The sequence below is a fragment of the Serratia marcescens genome (assembly GCF_029846115.1).
In the GTDB taxonomy this organism is placed as follows: domain Bacteria; phylum Pseudomonadota; class Gammaproteobacteria; order Enterobacterales; family Enterobacteriaceae; genus Serratia; species Serratia marcescens_L.
Genome location: NZ_JARVZZ010000001.1, coordinates 4,368,721 through 4,387,447, shown reverse-complemented (window position 1 = coordinate 4,387,447; position 18,727 = coordinate 4,368,721). Strand labels below are relative to the sequence as shown.

The window sequence follows — 18,727 nt, the reverse complement described above, 5'->3', positions numbered from 1 at the left end:
GCAGGGAAATCGGCGCTAACGCGGCGGGTGAAATGTTTCTTCAATGTAAAAATATGGCGACGGAAAAGTAGTTGCATTGCAAGAAAAAAGAGTTGAGATCGCTGCAGGAAAGGGTTACATATAACGCAAAAATGCGAGCTGAGTCGCAAAATGCCGTGAAATAACACCGCACGGCGCGCCAAAAAATGGCACGGCATCGGCAAGCACGGGGTCTGGTTAATGGCTAGCGGCAAAATTTACATTTAAATAACATTTGTGCGCGGCAGAGTCGGGAGTCAACGGCTATAACTTAGTAACCCTGTCAGGTAAAAGTGTTTCACCTTTTCAAACTAGGGATTTCATGTGGAGAGTATCCAACTTTCGGTAGTGCATCGCTTGCCGCAAAGTTATCGTTGGCTATCCGGTTTCACCGGCGTGAAGGTCGAACCGATTCCGTTTAACGGAATAGACGAAGATAACAACCTGATTGGGCTGAAGTTACTCAGCCATGAAGGGGCCGAGGCCTGGCAGGTAATGCAACAGCTCAATCTGTCGCTGCAGGAGATTCAGGTCGACTGCGCGATCGTCGAATGGGAAGGCGAGCCTTGCCTGTTCGTGCAGCGCAGCGACGAGAGCGCCACCATGTGCCGCCTGAAAAACGTCGGCGCCGCGATCGCCGAACCGCTGAGCGCACAATACCCTTTCTGAATTCGCCGCTAATCCGCCAACTGCAGCAGTTGACGGGTATAGTCGGCGGCGGGCGCCGCGAAAATCGCCCGGCAGTCTCCCTGTTCAACCACTTCTCCCTGTCGCAACACGATGACCTGGTGGCATAGCGAACGCACCACCTGCAGGTCATGGCTGATGAACAGATAAGCCAACCGGTGACGTTGCTGCAGCGATTTCAGCAGCGTCAGGATCTGCGCCTGCACCGATTTATCCAGCGAAGAGGTCGGCTCGTCGAGGATCAGCAGCTGCGGCTGCAGGATCAGCGCGCGCGCGATGGCGATACGCTGGCGCTGCCCGCCGGAAAATTCGGTGGGGTAGCGATGGCGCAGTTGCGGATCCAGGCCGACTTCCTGCAATACCTCGATCACGCGCTGTTCCCGCTGCTCGGCGCTAAGCCGCTGGTGCACTTCCAGCCCCTCGGCGATGATCTGCTGCACGTTCAGGCGCGGGTTCAGGGCGGAATAGGGATCCTGGAAGACGATTTGCATCCGGCTGCGGTAGGGCAGCATCTGCTTCATTGTGAGCGGGTGCAGCGGTTCGCCGTCGAACCAGATGGCGCCTTGTGAGGCCAACAGGCGCAGCAGCGCCAGCCCGGTGGTGCTTTTTCCCGAGCCGGATTCCCCCACCAGCCCCACGCTTTCCCCGGCGCGCAGCTCGAAACTCAATGATTTCAATGCATAGTGATAATCCACCGTGCGGCGCAGCAGGCCGCGGCGAATGGGGAAGCGCACCTGCAGATTCTCCACCTTGAGCAGCGGCCGCTCGTCGCCGGGGCGCTCGTTGGCGGCGGCAGGCAGCGGCAGCGGTTCACCGACGTCCTCGGCGGCCAGCAACTGCTGCGTGTAGGGATGCTGCGGCCGGCTGAACAGCTGCGCGCGGCCGTTTTGCTCCACGCAGCGCCCTTGGCGCATCACCGCCACGTTGTCCGCCAGGCGGCGCACGATATTCAGGTTATGGGTGATGAACAACAGACCCATGTCCATCTCTTGTTTCAATTCTTGCAGCAGCGTCAGGATCTGCGCCTGGATAGTGACATCGAGCGCGGTGGTGGGCTCGTCGGCGATCAGCAGTTTCGGACGGGTCAACACCGCCATGGCGATCATTACCCGCTGGCGTTCGCCGCCGGACAGCTGATGCGGGTAATCCTGCAGCCGGCTTTTGGCCTGACGGATGCCGACGCGCTCCAGGCATTCGACGATCTCTGCACGCGCGGCTTCGCGCCGCAGGCCGCGGTGCAGCATCAGCACTTCTGCGAGCTGTTTTTCGATGGTGTGCAGCGGGTTAAGCGACACCATCGGTTCCTGAAAGATCATCGCGATCTGATTGCCGCGCACCTTGCGCAGCGCCGCTTCCGGCGCATGCAGCAACGAGTCGCCGTTGAACAGGATATCGCCGGCAGGGTAAACCACCGGCGGCGCGGGCAGCAGGCGCAGTATCGACAGGGCGGTGACGCTTTTGCCGGAGCCGGATTCCCCTACCAGCGCCAGCGTTTCCGCCGGCGCGATTTGCAGCGAGAGTTCGTTGACCACCGGCGTGACGGTGTCGCCCTGACGGAAGGCAATGCTGAGATCCTGAATAGCGAGCAAAGGAGTGGCCATATCAATGCGCCTTGCTGGGGTCAAAGGCGTCGCGCACCGCTTCGCCGATAAAGATTAATAACGACAGCAGCACCGCCAAGACCAGGAAGGCGGTGATGCCGAGCCACGGCGCCTGCAGATTGTTTTTGCCTTGCAGCAGCAATTCGCCGAGCGATGGCGAGCCTATCGGCAGACCGAAACCGAGGAAATCGAGCGACGTCAGGGTGGTGATCGAGCCGCAAAGGATAAACGGCAGGAAGGTCAGCGTCGCCACCATGGCGTTGGGCAGCATATGGCGGGACATAATCACCCGATCCGGCACGCCCATGGCGCGTGCGGCACGGATGTAGTCAAAATTGCGGGTGCGCAGGAATTCGGCGCGCACCACGCCCACCAGGCTCATCCAGCCGAACAGGATGGTAATGCCGAGCAGCCACCAGAAATTGGGCTGGACGATGCTCGACAGCAGAATGATCAGAAACAGCGTCGGCATGCCCGACCACACTTCGATAAAGCGCTGCCCCCACAGATCGAAACGCCCGCCGTAATACCCTTGCGTCGCGCCGACGCACACGCCGATCAGGCTGGAAAACAGCGTCAGCGCCAGGCCGAACAGCATCGAGATGCGAAAGCCGTACAGAACACGAGCGAGCACGTCGCCGCCGTTGCTGTCGGTGCCCAGCAGGTTGTGACGCGAAGGCGGCGAGGGGAAGGGCACCTCGGTGGCGAAGTTGATGGTGTCGTAACTGAAGCGGATCGGCGCCCAAAGCGCCCAGCCGTGTCGTTCGATCTGTCGCTGTACGAACGGATCCTGATAGTCGGCTTCGGTGTTCAGCTCGCCGCCAAAGGCGGTTTCGCTGTAGTTAATCATAAAGGGCAGGTACAGCCGGCCTTCATAACGCACCAACAGCGGTTTGTCGTTGGCGATCAGATCGGCGGCCAGGCTCAGGGTGAACAACACCAAAAAAATCCACAGCGACCAGTAGCCGCGGCGGTTGCGACGAAAACGCGCCCAGCGCGCCTGGTTGATCGGGCTAAGGCGGCTCATTGGCGGGCCTCGAAGTCAATGCGCGGATCGACCAGGGTGTAGGTGATATCGCTGAGGATATTCAACAGCAGGCCGATCAGGGTGAAGATATACAGCGTGCCGAACATCACCGGGTAGTCGCGCTGCAGCGTGGCGTCGTAGCCGAGCAGCCCCAGGCCGTTGAGCGAGAACATGACTTCTATCAGCAGCGAGCCGGTGAAGAACATGCTGATAAAGGTGGCCGGAAAACCGGCGATCACCAGCAGCATGGCGTTGCGGAACACGTGGCGGTAGAGGATTTTTTTCTCATCCAGCCCTTTGGCACGGGCGGTGGTGACGTACTGCTTGCGGATCTCGTCGAGGAATGAGTTTTTGGTCAGCATGGTCAGGGTGGCGAAGCCGCCGATCACCGTCGCCAGCACCGGCAACGTGATGTGCCACAGGTAGTCGGCGATCTTCGCCGGCCACGAGAGGGTGTCGAAGTTGCTGGACACCAGGCCGCGCAGCGGGAACCAGTCGAGGTAGCTGCCGCCGGCGAACAGCACGATCATCAGGATGGCGAACAGGAAAGCCGGAATGGCGTAGCCGATGATGATCAGCGTGCTGCTCCAGGTATCGAACGCGCTGCCGTTGTGGACGGCCTTGCGGATGCCGAGCGGGATCGACACCAGGTAAATGATCAGCGTGCTCCAAAGGCCCAGCGTGATGGAGACCGGCAGGCTCTGGCCGATCAGCTGCATCACCGAGGCGCCGCGAAACAGGCTGTCGCCGAAGTCGAAGCGCATATAGTTCCACAACATGGTGAAGTAGCGTTCGTGCAGCGGTTTGTCGAAGCCGTAACGTTGGGTGATCTCGGCGATCACCTCCGGATCCAGGCCTCGCGAACCGCGGTATTGGCCGTCGCCAGCCGCGATGCCTGCCCGGGCATGGCCCAGGCCTTCACCTGTGCCACCGCTGCCAAAACCGCTGCCATGCCCCAGCTCAATGGCGGCGATGGCCTGATCGACCGGGCCGCCGGGCGCAATTTGCACGATAAAAAAGTTGATGGTGATGATCGCCCACAGCGTGGGGATCACCAATAACAGTCTGCGTATCAGATAGGCCGCCATTCCGACTCCTTATTGCCGTTGAGCCGGTAAACGCGCCGCCTTGTTGACGTCGTACCACCAGTTGTCGAAGCCGATCGCATAGGCCGGGCGGATCGGCGGCGTGGAGAACTTGTCCCAATAGGCGTAGCGATCGTGGTTGGAGTACCACATCGGCAGCATGTAGTTGTTCCAGGTCAGCACCCGGTCCAGCGCGCGGCCGAGCGGCAGCAGGGCTTTTTCGTCGCCCTGATGGGCGGCGATCTGCCTGACCAGGCTGTCGACCGCCGGATCTTTGACGCCGGCCGTGTTGTAGCTGGAATCGATGTACTGTGAATCCCACAGGATTTGCAGATCGGCGCTGGGGAACGGCATCGCCATGTACACCGTCGACATCATGTCGAAATCGCGCTCGCGCATGCGACGGGTGTACTGCGAGGCGTCGACCTCGCGAATTTGCATCTCGATGCCCAGCCGCTGCAGGTTGTGGCGGAATGGTAATACGTACTGGAAGTTGCTGCCGCTCAGCAGCATCAGTTCGAAGGTGAACGGCTGGCCGGTTTTGGCGTTGACCAGCTTTTGATTCTTGACCACCCAACCGGCTTCTTTCAGCAGTTGGGTCGCTTTCAGCAGGTTTTGCCGATCGTTGCCGCTGCCGTCGGAGGAGGGCGGCTGATAGATGCTGGTAAACACCTCCGGCGGTATCTGGCCTTTGAGCGGCGCCAGCAAGGCCAATTCAGCGGCGTCCGGGTAGCCGCGGGCGGCGTAGGCGGTGTTTTGGAAATAGCTGTCGGCGCGCTGATAGGCGTTGTAATACAGCGCCTTGTTCATCCAGTTAAAATCGAAAGCCAGGCCGATTGCTTCCCGTACCCGGCGATCGGCAAACAGCGGTTTTTGCAGGTTGAACGCCAGCCAGCGGGTATTCTGCGCCGCCTGGTTGGTCTCGTCCTGCTTGATGATGTAGTTGCGCGCGAAGTTGCCGCCCTGATACTGGGTGGCCCAGCTTTTGGGCGATGGCTCGATGCGGAAATCGTAAGCGCCGGCCTTGAAGGCTTCCAGCGATACTTTATCGTCCAGATAATAATCGTAGCGAATGCTGTCGAAGTTGTAGCGGCCGCGGTTCACCGGCAGGTTGGCGGCCCAGTAGTCGCGCACTCGCCGGTAGGTGATGTACTGGCCGAGGCGGTAATCGCCGATTTTATACGGACCGCTGGCGAGCGGCGGGGTACTGAGGGGTTCGTTGAGCTTATGGTTTTTCCAGAAGCTTTCCGGCAATACGCGCAGGCTGAGCAGGCTGAGGATTTGCTCACGGTTGGCTTTAGGCAGCTCGATGCGCACCGTCAGCCGGGAAATGGCCTTGACCGTGACGCCTTTGTAATAGGAGCGAAACTGCGGTACGCCTTCGGTCATGAATTTATTGAAGGTAAAGGCCACATCGGGGGCGGTGATCGGGCTGCCGTCCTGGAAGCGGGCGCGGGCGTTGATATCCAACTCCATCCAGCGCATGTCGGCCGGGAAACGGGCCGATTCGGCAATCAGCGGGTAATAGCTGCCGGGTTCGTCGTCGGAGTTGGTGAACAGCGTATCGTACAGTTCCATCGTACGTTCGCCGGGCACGCCGCGGGTGGCGAAGCGGTTGAAGTTGTCGTAGGTGCCGATGGCCGCCAGCCGCACGTCGCCGCCCTTGGGCGCCGCCGGGTTGACGTAGTCGAAATGGCTGAAGTCGGTGGCGTATTTCGGTTCACCGAGAAGGGCGAAAGCGTAGCTTTCGTTAAGGGCTTCGGCCTGCAGACCGAAGCTCAGTGCCGAGAGCACCAGAGCAGCGAAAATGCGCACGGACATCAGACGGTAAGCTCCTGCTGTGAAATAAGGTACAACCTGCGCCCAGCATAACATTCTTCGGGCGGGCGCAGGGTAAAGATGCTTAAAGACTAACTATTTTTTTCCTGATAATCAAAGACCTGATGAGCATTGCAGTAAGCGACGAAATTGTCGATACTCAGCGGTTTGCTGAAGTAGTACCCCTGCATGAAGTTGACGCCGTGTTCTTGCAAGAACTGCATCTGCTCGGCAGTTTCCACGCCTTCGGCCACCGTCAGCATTTTCAGCTTTTTCGCCAGCGAGATCACCGCATCCAGCACCGGCGCGGTGACCGTGTCCTGGCCGATGGTGTTGACGAAGCCACGATCAATCTTCAGATAATCCATGGTGAAGCGCTCAAGATAGATCAACGCGCTGTGCCCGGTGCCAAAATCGTCCACCGCGATCTCGATGCCCTGCTTGTGCAGCCAGTCAAATTCCGCCAGCGCGCTCTCTTCTTCCACCATGCCGCGTTCGGTGATTTCAAACACCAGCGTAAAGTAATCGCCCGGCAGCTGCGTCAACAGTTCATACACGTCCTGGTGGAAAGACGGTGCGCTAAGATGGGCGGGGGAGATGTTGAGGCCGACCTTGCCTCCGCGTGGCAGCGCTTTGGCGAGCTGCGGCACATCTTCGGCGATCAGCCTGAACAGGTGGCGGGTAAGCGGCACGATCAGCCCGTTGCTTTCGGCATAGGGGATAAAGACATCGGGTGGAATGCGGCCCTCGATCGGATGCTGCCAGCGAATCAGCGCTTCCAGCCCGCCGATGCTGTTGCTGTCGGTATGGAACACCGGCTGGTATTCGATAAAGAACTCGTTGCGCTTGATGCCACGCAACAGCGCGCGTTCCGGGCTTTGCCGCAGCAGCAGCATGTAGTAGCAGAGTACGCCGATCATCAATGACAGCACCAGGCTGCCCAGCAGCGTCAGGCGAATGTCGTTGGGGGTCAGTTTCTCGTTGTAGAACAGGATGGTCAGCGGCAGATTGGGCAGCGTCAGGGTATCCGCCTTGCCCTTCGGCAGCTGATCGACCGGCATCAGGTTCGGGCTGAAAGTGGTCAGCGCGCGGTTGCCCATCACGATGGCGATGCCCGGCGCCTGTTCGTCGTGCGAGGTGAACAGCAGGTAGGGCATCAGATCGATGTCCAGCGTAGCGAGGATGCCGGTGGCCGTTTCGCTGGGATGCCGCAGCCAAACCGCAACCGCCGGTTTGTTCGGTACGATCGGCGTGCCCTGCTGCAGCTTGAGATCCAGAGGCAGATCCCAGTCGATGTCCTGGTAGAGATTTTTCATCGGCAACATCATGTCGCCCGTGGCGGAGGAGCAATAGGCGTAGCCGTCCTTGACCAACAGGAAGGTGCGCACGCCGCTGGTAAAGGCCGCCTGGTAGGTAATGTCCGACTGGCTGGAGAGGCAAGGCTTGTCCAGCAGCGGCATCATTTGCTGCATCACCGCCGTCAGGTGCGAGATATAACCCAGCGTGAACTTTTGCGTGCGCGCTTCGACTTTATGTTGGTATTGCGTGCGCTGGTGGTTGATCAAAGAAAGCGTGACCGCAGTGAAGAGCGTAAAAAATACCAGGGCGGCGACGCCGCTTTTAGCCAGGCTGCGCTGTCGGTGAGACACGCTGCGGGCGAAAGCTCTTTTCAAGCCCATAACCGAGTCCTCTGCAACAGGGCGTCAGGGGTGTCGCGCAGCCAGTCAATGGATTGTGCCAACGGCTTTTTTTTCATTTTTGCCTTTTTATCCCGTACCAACCGGCGGCGCCGTTTAAATATGCGGCGTCGCCGACAGAAATATAATGCGCCTATTTTAAGCGGAAACGTTTTAAATAACGCCGGGGCGTCGTTGTCGTCATTTGACGATAATAGGCGAGTTTTTCCTCGACGGTGCGATTTCCTGCCGACAGTTTATCAAAATAATGGCGTGCGGCGGCGTAAAGCGGGGAAAGGGGGCGATAAGGCCGGGATCAATCTTGATGATACCCGTTCGACAGCCAAAAAAAACGCCACCCGTAGGCGGCGCTTATCGCTCGTTTGGTATTCAGGGTCTTCAGGGCGTTGCGTCGTTAACCGTTGGTCAGCACCCTGCGCGCCTCTCGATAACGTTTATTCCAATAGTTATCGGTCAGCTTGGAAATCATGACCCCACTGCTGGTGGAGGCGTGAACGAACTGATCGTTACCCAAATAGATGCCGACATGGCGCCCGGTAGAACCGGCGCGGAACAGCACCAAATCGCCGGCGCGCAGCTTGGTGCGCTGGATTTTCTTACCGAGATCTTCCTGTTCATAGGTAGAGCGCGGTAAATCCATGCCGAACTGTTCGCGGAAGGTGCGCTGTACAAACGCCGAGCAATCGATGCCGCGCTTGGTGTCACCGCCTAAGCGGTAGCGAACGCCTTTCCAGTCCGCGTACTGATCCATAATCTTTGACTTGACGTCAACGTTGCGGACCATCGCTTCGAATTCATCCTGAGAGGCTTGCAGTAAAAGACCGTCTTTGTCATTAACTGCACGCATCTCAGTTTGTGCGTTATTCAAGTTCGAAGTGTGAGTCGAGCTGCACGCTGACAGCATAACCGCAGCGGCAATTGCAGGGACTACCCGCAAAAAATATCTCAGAAACGGTTGAGATTTGACCATTGTTGTTGTTTTCCCTTGAAGTCCTTAACGACGAAAGTCGCTACCTGAAAAATGCCAAACGGAACGAGCCTAGTCCGCACCTGTTGCATCGACAACCAGTTACCGTTGAAAACGTGCGAGAACGCACATTTTTATCGGATTCCATACTGATTCGACTTAAACCAGGCACAAACGCATTTGAGATTACCGGAACAAATAGGGGATTGCGAGCCTTTTTCCCGTCTTTTTTATATGAATTTGTGATGTAACATAATGTAAATCTTCATATAAAAAACGCCAATTGTCCGATGTATGAATCTGGTGTGAAATCAGGTTGCAAAAGCGTTAACGACGGGGCGGCGATATTTTGCGTTCGGTGAAGGGATAAAGGCCGGGAGGCGGACGCCTCCCGGCATGAGTCATAGACGCAAGTTATGGTTGGCCGGGGCGGTGCTTGCCGGGCAACAGGCGGTTCAACCGATCGACGATCCAGTCGCTGCAAGGCGTCATCAGTACCCAGCTGGCGCCAACCAGCACCACGGACAGTGAGCCGACGGCGATATCGGTAAACCAGTGGGCGCCAATCATCACGCGTGGCAATGAGAAGACCAGCGTAATCAGCAGGGCGATGGCGAAGGCGCCGCGGCCGAAATAGCGCAGCATAAAGCAGGAAAAAATAATCAGCATCATGCCGTGGTCGCCGGGGAAACTGTCGCCGGAAGCGTCCTTGGTGGGGATGCCGGTCAGCTCGCTGACACGATGGATATTGTCGAAGGTCAGGGTGGGGCTCGGATGTTTCACCGGCAGCAGATGGCCAAGCTGGTTCAGCACCACGGCAGTCAGCAGCATCACCACGCCGGTGATCACCAGGCGGCGGCGGCCGGCGGCGTCCTGCTTCAGGTAGAAGTACAGATACAGCAGCCCCATGGCGAGCAGCGAAATGACATCAAACGCACGGTTATTGGTGATGGCGACCAGGTGCAAAAACGCCGGGTCGGTGGCCAGATGGCGGTTAAAGAAGAAGAAAATCGCCGAATCCAGAGTAAACCAGCCGCCGTGATTGGCCGGCAGGAACCAGGACAGGAACAGCGCAACGCCCAGTAAGTTGAAGAAGAGAATGAAGGGTAAATTGCGGCGTGTCATGACATAAACCTGTTGGAAAAATGAAAACGAAATAAAACCCGGCCGCCCTGCGGCAACCGGGGGGCAACGGTACGGGGTTTAACTTAAACGAATCTTAAACAAGGCGGATTGCAGGGCGTTCCAATCGGCATTTTCGCTGTGGATAAGCTCAATTCGGCTGTCGAGCGGCGCGACCGGGCGGGTTTCGATGTTAAGATCCTGCCCCTGACGGTTGATCAGTAACGTGCCTTCGGGAATGCGTACCACGCCTTTGGCGCGTTCGACCGGTGCCAGCCGTACCCATTCCATAAAGCCGACGGTATCGAACCGGGTGTCGCCGTCAAAAATCCAGCCGCAGCTGGTGAAGCCTTGGCCTTCATTCAACGCTCGCCGCCAGCGGGCGTGCTCCGGCAGCCGCAGCGCCGCCAGCCCCTGCTTTTTCGCCTGACCATGATGATGCTGTGCGTCCGGCAATTCTGTACGATTCGTGCGCGGAAGTGACAACAGCGCGACATCCGCTTCGCCTTGCGCGATGGCGTAGCAGGGCCGCTGCAGCGCATCTTGCGTCTTCCAGGCCGCCAGCGCCCGCCTGTCTTCCGGCTGATAGGTGTCGCTTTTGCTGGCCAAAATAACGTCGGCCGCGGCCAGCTGATCGCGGAAGTTTTCGTTGTCGCGGTAGCGCGGCTGGCTGAGCTGGCGGGCATCCAACAGGCACAGGGTGGCCTGCAGGTCGATCCAGCCGGCATAGCTTTCCTGGGTCAGCAGCGACAGGATTTGTTTCGGATGCCCGAGCCCGGTCGGCTCGATCAGCAGCCGGTCCGGTTTGGCCTGCTGCAACAGCATATTCAGGCCTACCTGCATCGGCAGACCGTTGACGCAGCACATGCAACCGCCGGGGATCTCTTTGAGCACCGCGCCACTGTCCGCCAGCAGCGCGCCGTCGATGCCGATCTCGCCGAATTCATTGACCAATACCGCCCAGCGTTCATGTTCGGGCTTATGAGCCAGCAAATGGCGGATAGTGGTGGTTTTACCGCTGCCGAGGAAACCGGTAATCAAATTGGTTTTGGTCATTAATAATTCCTGGCGCAAAAATTAACCTGCTTAATAAATGAGTTACGCAGTCGTATCGGTGAAACGGCCGCGATTTAATTTGTGCTCTATCTCGCAAATTTTGCACGTCACCCTGCGCTTTTCAACCGGTAAAATCCACCTTTCTTTGCAAGAAAATTCTTAGATAAAACCCTGTATTAGATGCGGTTAACTTTTGTTAGTAGCTTGTTTTTACATTGTTAATGACGCGATTAACGATCAAATCTCGTCCCTTTCCTTGCGATTATTCCTAACAAGATCCTCTATGGTTAAATTGGCTTAACTAAAAATGAGGTTGCCATGAATACCTTTCGGTTATTTTTGATCGTAGGAATGTTGTTTTCATGGACGGCAGTGAGTCATGCAGGCGTGGCCGGCGGGGTAATTCGCTTCGTCGGTTCTATTGTTGAAAGTCCTTGCACGGTCAAGATTGCAGATTCTAAGGCGAATACGCAATGTTACCGCAACGGCCAGCATTATCAGGCCCAGCAAGCGTTGTCAGGTTTTGATGCTACACGCAAAGAACTTCCGCTAAATCTAGGCACAACCGAAATGAAGTGGGTGGACCAACAGAAGAAACTCGCTGTTATGACGGTCGTTTATCGTTAAGTCGTTCCGCCATGCCGGCGTAACGTTACGCCGGCATGGTTATTCTCGGCCTTGCAGGCTTCTCACCGCATCACCCACTCCTTCACCGTTTCACGCGCACCGCGATCGCGCAGCGACAAATAGGCTTGCGTCACCGCGTCGGTAAACGCCGCATGCGTCGCCAGCGTTTCGCCGAACACCGCTTTCAGCGCCAACAGCGCCGTCACGCGCCGCCGATCGTCCGTTGTGGCGGCGATCGTCTGTTGCAGCACGTCTGCCAGCGGATCGCGAATGTCGATCGGCTGACCGGCGTCATCGACGCCGCCGACGTAACGCATCCAGCCCGCCACGCCCAGCGCCAGCCCGCTATAGTCGCCGCCGTGCCGCAGATGCCAGCGTACCGCGTCCAGCAGACGTTGCGGCAGCTTCTGCGAACCGTCCATGGCGATCTGCCAGGTGAGGTGTTGCAGCGCCGGATTGCTGAAGCGCGCGATTAACTGTGCGGCGTAGTCGGCCAGACTGATGCCGGTGACGCTCAGCGTCGGGGCCTGTTCGTCCAGCATCAACCGCAGGGCGGCGCGGCGGTAGTGTTCATCCGCCATGCACTCGTTGATATAGCGGTAGCCGCCCAGGTAGCCGAGATAAGCCAGGAACGAGTGACTGCCGTTCAGCATGCGCAGCTTCATGTGTTCAAACGGCAGCACATCGCTGACCAGTTGGGCGCCGGCCAGCTCCCACGCCGGGCGTCCGGCGGCGAAGTTGTCTTCCACCACCCATTGAATGAAGGGCTCGCAGGCGATGGCGCATTCGTCGCGCACGCCGCCCAGCGCGGCGGCAATCTCATCCAGCGTGGCCGGCGTGGCGGCCGGCACGATGCGATCCACCATGGTGCAGGGGAAGGTGGCGGCGGTGGCGATCCAATCGGCGAGCGACGGATCCCGCGCCTGCGCCAGATCGAGCACCGCCCGGCGCAGCACGTGGCCGTTCTCCGGAATATTGTCGCAGGAGAGCAGGGAGAAGGCGGGCAGGCCGCGTTCGCGCCGCAGCCGCAGCGCTTCCACCAAAATGCCGGGCACGGTCTGCGGCTGATGCGGCCACGCCAGATCGGCGACGATCCCCGGATGCTGTCGATCCAGCCGCCCGCTGCCGGGCTCGATGCAGTAGCCTTTTTCGGTGATGGTCATCGAAACGATCGCCACCTGTGGCTCGGCCAGCTTCTCCAGCACCGCGGCGATGCCCTCCAGCTTGCGGTGCAGGCTCTCATGCACCGCACCGACCACGATGGCCTGATGACCGTCCGCGCCTTTCTCCAGCACGCTGTACAGATGATCCTGTTGCCGCAGCGCCTCAAACAGCGGCACGCCGCCGGAAAGGCTGATTTCGCAAATGCCCCAGTCGCCGCCGTGGGCGTTCAGCACCCGATCGGTCAGCAGCGCCTGGTGCGCGCGGTGGAACGCGCCGAAGCCAAGGTGCACGATGCGGCTGCGCAGGGCCCGGCGGTCATAGCCCGGCTGCCGGACGGCGCCCGGTAGCGGGGTGTTGGCGATCGTTTTCATCTTATCTCCAAAGCGTGTAAGACAGCTGGCGGGCCACTTGCGCCAAGTTAGCAGACCAGTTTTCCGCCGCATAGGCAGGGTGGCGCCGGTGATAAAAAACTGCGACCAGTGTAGGGATGTCGGCCAGTTAAAGGAATTGGTCAGTCCAAAATAAGCCAGAATCGTGAAGTGGATCAACCAATGAGGGGTTCGGTTTTGACAGCGCAGGGCGAAAGAGTAAGTTAAAGATAACTGACATCTAAATTAAACTGGTATAACAGCATCGCAGTGCGAGACAGGCATAAGGATAAAACATGGAACAAACATGGCGTTGGTATGGCCCGAACGATCCGGTTTCTTTGGACGATGTGCGTCAGGCCGGGGCGACCGGGGTGGTGACGGCGCTGCACCATATCGCGAACGGTGACGTCTGGCCGATCGACGAAATCCGCGCGCGGCAGGCGCTGTTGGCGGAAAAGGGGCTGGTGTGGTCGGTGGTGGAGAGCGTGCCGGTACATGAGGAGATCAAAACCCACAGCGGCGACTGGCGGCGGTACATCGCCAATTACCAGCAGTCGCTGCGCAACCTGGCGGCCTGCGGCATCGACACCGTCTGCTACAACTTCATGCCGATCCTCGACTGGACGCGCACCGATCTGGCCTATCCGCTGCCGGACGGTTCCAAAGCGCTGCGTTTCGATCAAATCGCCTTCGCCGCGTTCGAGCTGCATATCCTGCAGCGCGCCGGCGCCGAGGCGGACTATACGCCGCAGGAACGCAGCCAGGCGGCAGCCCGTTTCGCCGCCATGAGCGAGGAAGAAAAAAACCGGCTGACCGGCAACATCATCGCCGGGCTGCCGGGGGCGGAAGAGGGCTACACGCTGGAACAGTTCCGCCGCCGGTTGGCGGAATACGACGGTATCGACAAGGCGCGGCTGCGCGAAAACATGGCGGTCTTTTTGCGCGCCATCGTGCCGGTGGCGGAAGAGGCCGGCATCCGGCTGGCGGTGCACCCCGACGATCCGCCGCGGCCGATCCTCGGCCTGCCGCGCATCGTCTCCACGATTGAAGACATGCAGTGGCTGAAACAGACCGTTGACAGCATTCATAACGGTTTCACCATGTGCACCGGTTCATACGGCGTGCGTGCCGATAACGATCTGGTGCGGATGATTGAAACCTTCGGCGATCGCATTCACTTTACCCACCTGCGTGCCACCTGCCGCGAGGAGAACCCGAAAAGCTTCCACGAAGGGGCGCACCTGCAGGGCGATGTGGACATGGTGGCGGTGATCGAAGCGATCCTGGCCGAAGAGCTGCGTCGGCAACGAGCGGGCGATCGGCGGCCGATTCCGATGCGCCCCGATCATGGGCATCAGATGCTGGATGATTTGAAAAAGAAAACCAATCCGGGCTATTCGGCCATCGGGCGGTTGAAAGGGCTGGCGGAGCTGCGTGGCGTCGAGCTGGCGCTCAAGCGGCGTTTTTTCCCGGAACTGCCATAGAGGAAAATGAAACGGGGCCGAGACTCGGCCCCGCTGGCGCGACTAGTCGGCGCGGCTCATGTAGCGGCGTTCGGCGATATGAATGCGGATCTTGTCGCCGGCGCTGAGGTATTCCGGCACGTGGATCACCAGGCCGGTCGCCATGGTGGCCGGTTTGTTGCGGGCGCTGGCGGAAGCGCCTTTGATGCCCGGCGCGGTCTCGACGATTTCCATATCCACGGTCTGCGGCAGCTCCAGCGCCAGCACCTGGCCATCCAGCGTCAGCACCTGCATGCCCGGCAGGCCGCCTTCCGGAATGAACAGCAGCTCGTCTTCGATCTGGTCTTTCTTGAAGATGTACGGGGTATAATCCTCATCATCCATGAACACGTATTCTTCGCCGTCGATATAGGAGAAGTTCACCTTGCGGCGCGACAGGGAAATGGTGTCCAGGATATCGTCGCCCTTGAAGCGTTCTTCCACTTTCAGGCCGGTACGCACGTCGGAGAAGCGCATTTTGTACAGGGTGCTGGCGCCGCGGGCGCTCGGGCTCTGCACGTCGATATCTTTTACCAGCAGCAGCTTGCCGTTGTAGCTGATCGCCATGCCGCGCTTAATTTCGTTAGCTCTTGCCATTTCAATTTATCCGCAATGAGGAGTATGAGAGAAGTTGCGACAAGGTACTCGCGCCGCCGATTTCAGGCAATAGCCCGGCGTAAAAACAGTGTGAGAAGGGGAGAGCAGGCGCTCTCCCTTCGAGGATTAGTGGAAGACCGGCAGCAGACCGAACAGCGACAGAATATGCGCGGCGGCGTTGATCAAGCCGAACAGGATGACGAACAGGATCACGCCGTTGCCGCCCGGTGCGCGGTATCCCGCCTGCGGATAGCGGCGGCGGCTGGCGCGCGCCATCAGCGCCGGCACGATCACTGCCCAGATGGTGGCCGCCAGCCCGGCGAAGCCGATGGCGTACAGGAAACCGTTCGGGAACAGCAGCGCGGCCAGGGTCGGCGGCACAAAGGTCACCAGCGCGGTCTTGCTGCGCCCGATGCCGTCGTCCTTGAACTTGCAGAAGTCCGCCAGGTAGTCGAACAGGCCCAGCGATACGCCGAGGAACGAGCTGGCCAGCGCCATATAGGAGAAGGCGTTCAGCAGTTGGCTAACGGTCTGGCTGCTGGAGACGTTGCCCATTTGCTTGAGCAGGCTGCCGATATTGCCGCCTTCGGCGATCACCTGCTTAAAAGCGTCGCGCGCGATATTGCCCTGAATCACATACTGCCACAGGATATAGATAGCCAATGCCAGCAGGGTGCCGTACACCAGGCTGCGCACCACGGAGCCGCTGTCCTTGTGGTAGTACTTCACCAGCCCGGGAATGTTGCCGTGGTAGCCGAACGAGGTCAGCAGGTAAGGCAACGCCGCCAGGGCGTAAGGCAAATAGCTGGCCTGGTCATCGCCGGTGTTGAACAGCACCGCGGGTTGCACGTGGGTGAACATGTCGCCCACCGACATCACGAAGGTGATCACCATACCGCCGATCAGAATGGTGCTCAGGCGATCGACCGCGCGGGTGGAGAGCCAGACGATAAACGCCACGACCAGCGCGAACACCAGGCCGGCGGTGGTCTGGCCGACGCCGACGATGCCTTCCAGTGTGTGGGCGATGATCGAGCCGCCGGCGGAGATATAGGCGTAGGTCAGGATATACAGCACGAACGCCACCGACAGGCCGTTCACGGCGTTCCAGCCTTTACCCAGCAGATCCTTGACCATGGTGTTGAAGCTGGCGCCGCTCGGGTAGTGCAGCGTGGCTTCGAGGATCATCAGGCCGGAAAGCAGCATGCAGGCCCAGGTATACACCAGCAGCGCGACGGAACCGCTGAACCAGACACCGGAAGTGACGATCGGAATGGAAAACATACCGGCGCCAACGGCGGTTCCGGCAATGATCATCGCGCCGCCGAGGATCGAAGGGCGGGCCAGCTTCTGGATGGTGTCCGTAGACATGCGTGCTCCTGGTGGAAGAGGTTCTTTTGTACTAGCTCAATGGTACATGGGCGCATGGCGCATGTAAAGCGGGGGAGTTGCACGTTTCACGCGTTTTTATCTTTAAATAAAGGTTTATTGGGCGTTTATTCGCCATAGGATGACGCCGGCCGGCGCAGGGCGATGAGTGTAAAGATCGCCGGGGCGCAGGGATTCTGCTGGCGGCCGCCGCGCGCGGCTGCTATTGTCGCGCTTCTTTTCCCCCAGCCCACCAGGAGTAGCGCTGATGGACTGTCGCAGTGACTGCGGCGCCTGCTGTATCGCGCCGTCAATATCCAGCCCGATCCCCGGTATGCCGAACGGCAAGCCCGCCAATACCCGCTGCATTCACCTGGATGAACAGCTGCGCTGCGGCCTGTTTCATTCGCCGCTGCGGCCGAAAGTGTGCGGCAGCCTGCAGCCGAGCCGCGACATGTGCCACGATCACCGCGATCAGGCGCTGATTTATCTCGCCAGGCTGGAAGCGGACACCGCGCCCTAAGCGTCTTTCAACCGCCACAGGCACAGCGTGGCTCCCACCGTCATCGCGAGCGCGGCGTAAAACACCGCATGGTAGTTCCAGATTTCCGCTACCGCACCGGCGATCGAGCCGGCGATGATCCAGCCCACCCGGGTGGTGTTGGTGAACAGCGTGGTGGCCGCGCCGGCCTGGCCGGGCATCAAATCCTGGAAGTAGAGCATGCCGATCCCCGCCAGCACGCCGATAAACGCCGCATTCAGCAGCTGCAGGGCGATGAGCTGCCAGCTGCCGGTGATAAACAGCAGGCCGCAGTAGAACAGCACGCCGGCGACCACTGCCCCGCGCATCAGGCGGCGTTTGCCGCAGCGCTTCGCCGCCAGGCCGGCGAGCAGCATGATCGGGATCTCCAGCCCGGCGGCGGCGCCCATCAATATCCCGGCCAGCCGCTCCGGCAGCCGCAGCTCGTGCACCACATACAGCGGCATGTTGATCAGGTACATGCTGTTGGCGGTCCACATCAGGGTGCAGGCGACGAACAGCAGCAGCGAATCGCGGCGGTGCTGCCGCGGTGCGGCCAGGGGCGCGTTCGTCGCCGCGGTTTTCGGCATCGAGGGCAGCCGTTTCCACACCAGCAGGCCGCACAGCACAAAGGCCGCCGCGCCCGCCAGATACATGACCTTAAAGCCGAAGCCCAGCGCCAGCGCGAAGGCGATCGGCGGGCCAATGACCCAGGCCAGGGAGACCTGGGCGCGCATGATGGAGGTGAACATCACCGCCTCGCGGCCGGTACGGTCGGCATGCTCACGCGCCAGCGCAAACATCTGCGGGTTGGCGGTGGAGCCGAAGCTGGTGAGCACCACGCCGACGATCAGCAGCAGGTAATAGTCGCGGTTCCAGGCGAACAGCGTGAACCCCAGCGCACCCAGCATGCAGCAGAGGAAAATAAGTGACTTGCGGTCGCCTTGTTTATCCGAACGGCCGGCGAGAAACTGGCTGACCAGAATGCCAATCACCGCGCTGCCGGTAAAGAACAGCCCGACCAGCGCCGGCCGTACCTTGACCTCGGTTTCCAGAAACAGGCTCAGCGTCGGGGTTTGCAGGGCGCCGGCGATGCCGGTCAGGAACGCCACCGCCAAAAAGGCCAGCGAAGTGAGATCGGGCGTGCGTCGCGTTACTGCGGATGAAGTCGGCATGGTGGTTGAGAATTCGTCGAAAAAGGAAGGTCGCGCGCATCATACGCCCGTTGAAATGAAACGCAAACCGCTCCCTTGCGGCGAAGGGTAAACGGATATGTCGCACGGCGACGAGAAAAAAGGGGCGCGTTGCGCCTAATGCTGGTCACTTGAACCTGACTGGTATTTTTTATCCAGTCTCTTTACGTGTCGTGCAGGATGAATTGCCCTAAATGCCCAGAATTTCTCTGTTACTACAATGAACGGCAATTGGAGGGGCCGAAGGCGCGGCCCCTCCACCCGCGCCTTCGCTTAACACCGTCTGTCCGCTGTGCGGATACCCTCG

Annotated in this window: 16 protein-coding genes; 4 read left to right on the top strand and 12 right to left on the bottom strand. The window is 59.5% G+C overall.

Going from position 1 to position 18,727, the window contains the following annotated elements; translation table 11 throughout:
- Nucleotides 1-342 precede the first annotated feature (342 nt).
- Entirely contained in the window at nt 343-687 is a 345-nt protein-coding gene (locus QDT79_RS20940) for a YejG family protein (RefSeq protein WP_004935763.1), read from the top strand.
- A gap of 8 nt (nt 688-695) precedes the next feature.
- On the opposite strand, the gene yejF is transcribed toward QDT79_RS20940, so the two are convergent.
- The 8 genes from yejF to QDT79_RS20900 all read right to left on the bottom strand — a co-directional run bounded on the left by yejF (nt 696) and on the right by QDT79_RS20900 (nt 11,078).
- Nucleotides 696-2,306 (bottom strand): microcin C ABC transporter ATP-binding protein YejF, encoded by a 1,611-nt coding sequence (yejF, locus tag QDT79_RS20935; protein WP_107226569.1) that lies wholly within the window; start codon nt 2,304-2,306, stop codon nt 696-698.
- A 1-nt stretch (nt 2,307) separates the two neighbouring features.
- Nucleotides 2,308-3,333 (bottom strand): ABC transporter permease, encoded by a 1,026-nt coding sequence (locus tag QDT79_RS20930; RefSeq protein WP_107226568.1) that lies wholly within the window; start codon nt 3,331-3,333, stop codon nt 2,308-2,310.
- On the bottom strand, nt 3,330-4,421 hold the full coding sequence (locus QDT79_RS20925; protein ID WP_107226567.1) for a microcin C ABC transporter permease YejB: 1,092 nt from the start codon (nt 4,419-4,421) through the stop codon (nt 3,330-3,332). The genes QDT79_RS20930 and QDT79_RS20925 overlap by 4 nt, the downstream gene beginning before the upstream one ends.
- A gap of 9 nt (nt 4,422-4,430) precedes the next feature.
- Nucleotides 4,431-6,239: an extracellular solute-binding protein gene (locus tag QDT79_RS20920; protein WP_130018053.1), complete on the bottom strand. Its 1,809-nt coding sequence runs from the start codon at nt 6,237-6,239 to the stop codon at nt 4,431-4,433.
- Nucleotides 6,240-6,328: 89 nt separating this feature from the next.
- Nucleotides 6,329-7,915: a cyclic di-3',5'-guanosine monophosphate phosphodiesterase PdeN gene (gene pdeN, locus QDT79_RS20915; RefSeq protein WP_130018052.1), complete on the bottom strand. Its 1,587-nt coding sequence runs from the start codon at nt 7,913-7,915 to the stop codon at nt 6,329-6,331.
- A gap of 412 nt (nt 7,916-8,327) precedes the next feature.
- On the bottom strand, nt 8,328-8,903 hold the full coding sequence (gene mepS, locus QDT79_RS20910; protein ID WP_025303553.1) for a bifunctional murein DD-endopeptidase/murein LD-carboxypeptidase: 576 nt from the start codon (nt 8,901-8,903) through the stop codon (nt 8,328-8,330).
- Between the two features lie 411 nt (nt 8,904-9,314).
- Nucleotides 9,315-10,025 (bottom strand): phosphatase PAP2 family protein, encoded by a 711-nt coding sequence (locus QDT79_RS20905; protein WP_063988770.1) that lies wholly within the window; start codon nt 10,023-10,025, stop codon nt 9,315-9,317.
- Nucleotides 10,026-10,103: 78 nt separating this feature from the next.
- Nucleotides 10,104-11,078, bottom strand: a complete 975-nt coding sequence (locus tag QDT79_RS20900; RefSeq protein ID WP_063988769.1) for a CobW family GTP-binding protein — start codon at nt 11,076-11,078, stop codon at nt 10,104-10,106.
- Nucleotides 11,079-11,396: 318 nt separating this feature from the next.
- Here QDT79_RS20900 and QDT79_RS20895 point away from each other — a divergent pair, with 318 nt between their 5' ends.
- On the top strand, nt 11,397-11,705 hold the full coding sequence (locus QDT79_RS20895; RefSeq protein ID WP_063988768.1) for a YmdA family protein: 309 nt from the start codon (nt 11,397-11,399) through the stop codon (nt 11,703-11,705).
- Nucleotides 11,706-11,767: 62 nt separating this feature from the next.
- Here QDT79_RS20895 and QDT79_RS20890 read toward each other — a convergent pair whose 3' ends face one another.
- Complete coding sequence (locus QDT79_RS20890) at nt 11,768-13,240, bottom strand: mannitol dehydrogenase family protein (protein WP_130018051.1); 1,473 nt, start codon at nt 13,238-13,240, stop codon at nt 11,768-11,770.
- 293 nt (nt 13,241-13,533) lie between these two features.
- On the opposite strand from QDT79_RS20890, the gene uxuA reads away from it, so the two are divergent.
- Nucleotides 13,534-14,724, top strand: coding sequence for a mannonate dehydratase (gene uxuA, locus QDT79_RS20885; RefSeq protein WP_107226542.1), 1,191 nt, complete (start codon nt 13,534-13,536; stop codon nt 14,722-14,724).
- A gap of 42 nt (nt 14,725-14,766) precedes the next feature.
- On the opposite strand, the gene yeiP is transcribed toward uxuA, so the two are convergent.
- Both yeiP and mtr read right to left on the bottom strand, forming a co-directional pair.
- Nucleotides 14,767-15,339 carry an elongation factor P-like protein YeiP gene (yeiP, locus tag QDT79_RS20880; RefSeq protein ID WP_004935725.1) on the bottom strand — a complete coding sequence of 191 codons (573 nt, stop codon included), beginning with the start codon at nt 15,337-15,339 and terminating at the stop codon, nt 14,767-14,769.
- A 126-nt stretch (nt 15,340-15,465) separates the two neighbouring features.
- A complete protein-coding gene (gene mtr / locus QDT79_RS20875) occupies nt 15,466-16,710 on the bottom strand; it encodes a tryptophan permease (protein WP_130018049.1) in 1,245 nt (414 codons plus the stop codon).
- Nucleotides 16,711-16,975: 265 nt separating this feature from the next.
- On the opposite strand from mtr, the gene QDT79_RS20870 reads away from it, so the two are divergent.
- Nucleotides 16,976-17,230, top strand: coding sequence for a YkgJ family cysteine cluster protein (locus QDT79_RS20870; RefSeq protein WP_019453627.1), 255 nt, complete (start codon nt 16,976-16,978; stop codon nt 17,228-17,230).
- On the opposite strand, the gene QDT79_RS20865 is transcribed toward QDT79_RS20870, so the two are convergent.
- Nucleotides 17,227-18,402, bottom strand: coding sequence for a sugar efflux transporter (locus tag QDT79_RS20865; RefSeq protein WP_063988764.1), 1,176 nt, complete (start codon nt 18,400-18,402; stop codon nt 17,227-17,229). The two genes, QDT79_RS20870 and QDT79_RS20865, sit on opposite strands and share 4 nt — an antisense overlap.
- Between the last annotated feature and the right edge of the window lie 325 nt (nt 18,403-18,727).

Coding starts and splice junctions, on each gene's coding strand:
- yejF (WP_107226569.1), bottom strand. CDS start 2,306: ATGGCCACTCCTTTGCTCGCTATTCAGGATCTCAGCATTGCCTTCCGT.
- QDT79_RS20930 (WP_107226568.1), bottom strand. CDS start 3,333: ATGAGCCGCCTTAGCCCGATCAACCAGGCGCGCTGGGCGCGTTTTCGT.
- QDT79_RS20925 (WP_107226567.1), bottom strand. CDS start 4,421: ATGGCGGCCTATCTGATACGCAGACTGTTATTGGTGATCCCCACGCTG.
- QDT79_RS20920 (WP_130018053.1), bottom strand. CDS start 6,239: ATGTCCGTGCGCATTTTCGCTGCTCTGGTGCTCTCGGCACTGAGCTTC.
- pdeN (WP_130018052.1), bottom strand. CDS start 7,915: ATGGGCTTGAAAAGAGCTTTCGCCCGCAGCGTGTCTCACCGACAGCGC.
- mepS (WP_025303553.1), bottom strand. CDS start 8,903: ATGGTCAAATCTCAACCGTTTCTGAGATATTTTTTGCGGGTAGTCCCT.
- QDT79_RS20905 (WP_063988770.1), bottom strand. CDS start 10,025: ATGACACGCCGCAATTTACCCTTCATTCTCTTCTTCAACTTACTGGGC.
- QDT79_RS20900 (WP_063988769.1), bottom strand. CDS start 11,078: ATGACCAAAACCAATTTGATTACCGGTTTCCTCGGCAGCGGTAAAACC.
- QDT79_RS20895 (WP_063988768.1), top strand. CDS start 11,397: ATGAATACCTTTCGGTTATTTTTGATCGTAGGAATGTTGTTTTCATGG.
- QDT79_RS20890 (WP_130018051.1), bottom strand. CDS start 13,240: ATGAAAACGATCGCCAACACCCCGCTACCGGGCGCCGTCCGGCAGCCG.
- uxuA (WP_107226542.1), top strand. CDS start 13,534: ATGGAACAAACATGGCGTTGGTATGGCCCGAACGATCCGGTTTCTTTG.
- yeiP (WP_004935725.1), bottom strand. CDS start 15,339: ATGGCAAGAGCTAACGAAATTAAGCGCGGCATGGCGATCAGCTACAAC.
- mtr (WP_130018049.1), bottom strand. CDS start 16,710: ATGTCTACGGACACCATCCAGAAGCTGGCCCGCCCTTCGATCCTCGGC.
- QDT79_RS20870 (WP_019453627.1), top strand. CDS start 16,976: ATGGACTGTCGCAGTGACTGCGGCGCCTGCTGTATCGCGCCGTCAATA.
- QDT79_RS20865 (WP_063988764.1), bottom strand. CDS start 18,402: ATGCCGACTTCATCCGCAGTAACGCGACGCACGCCCGATCTCACTTCG.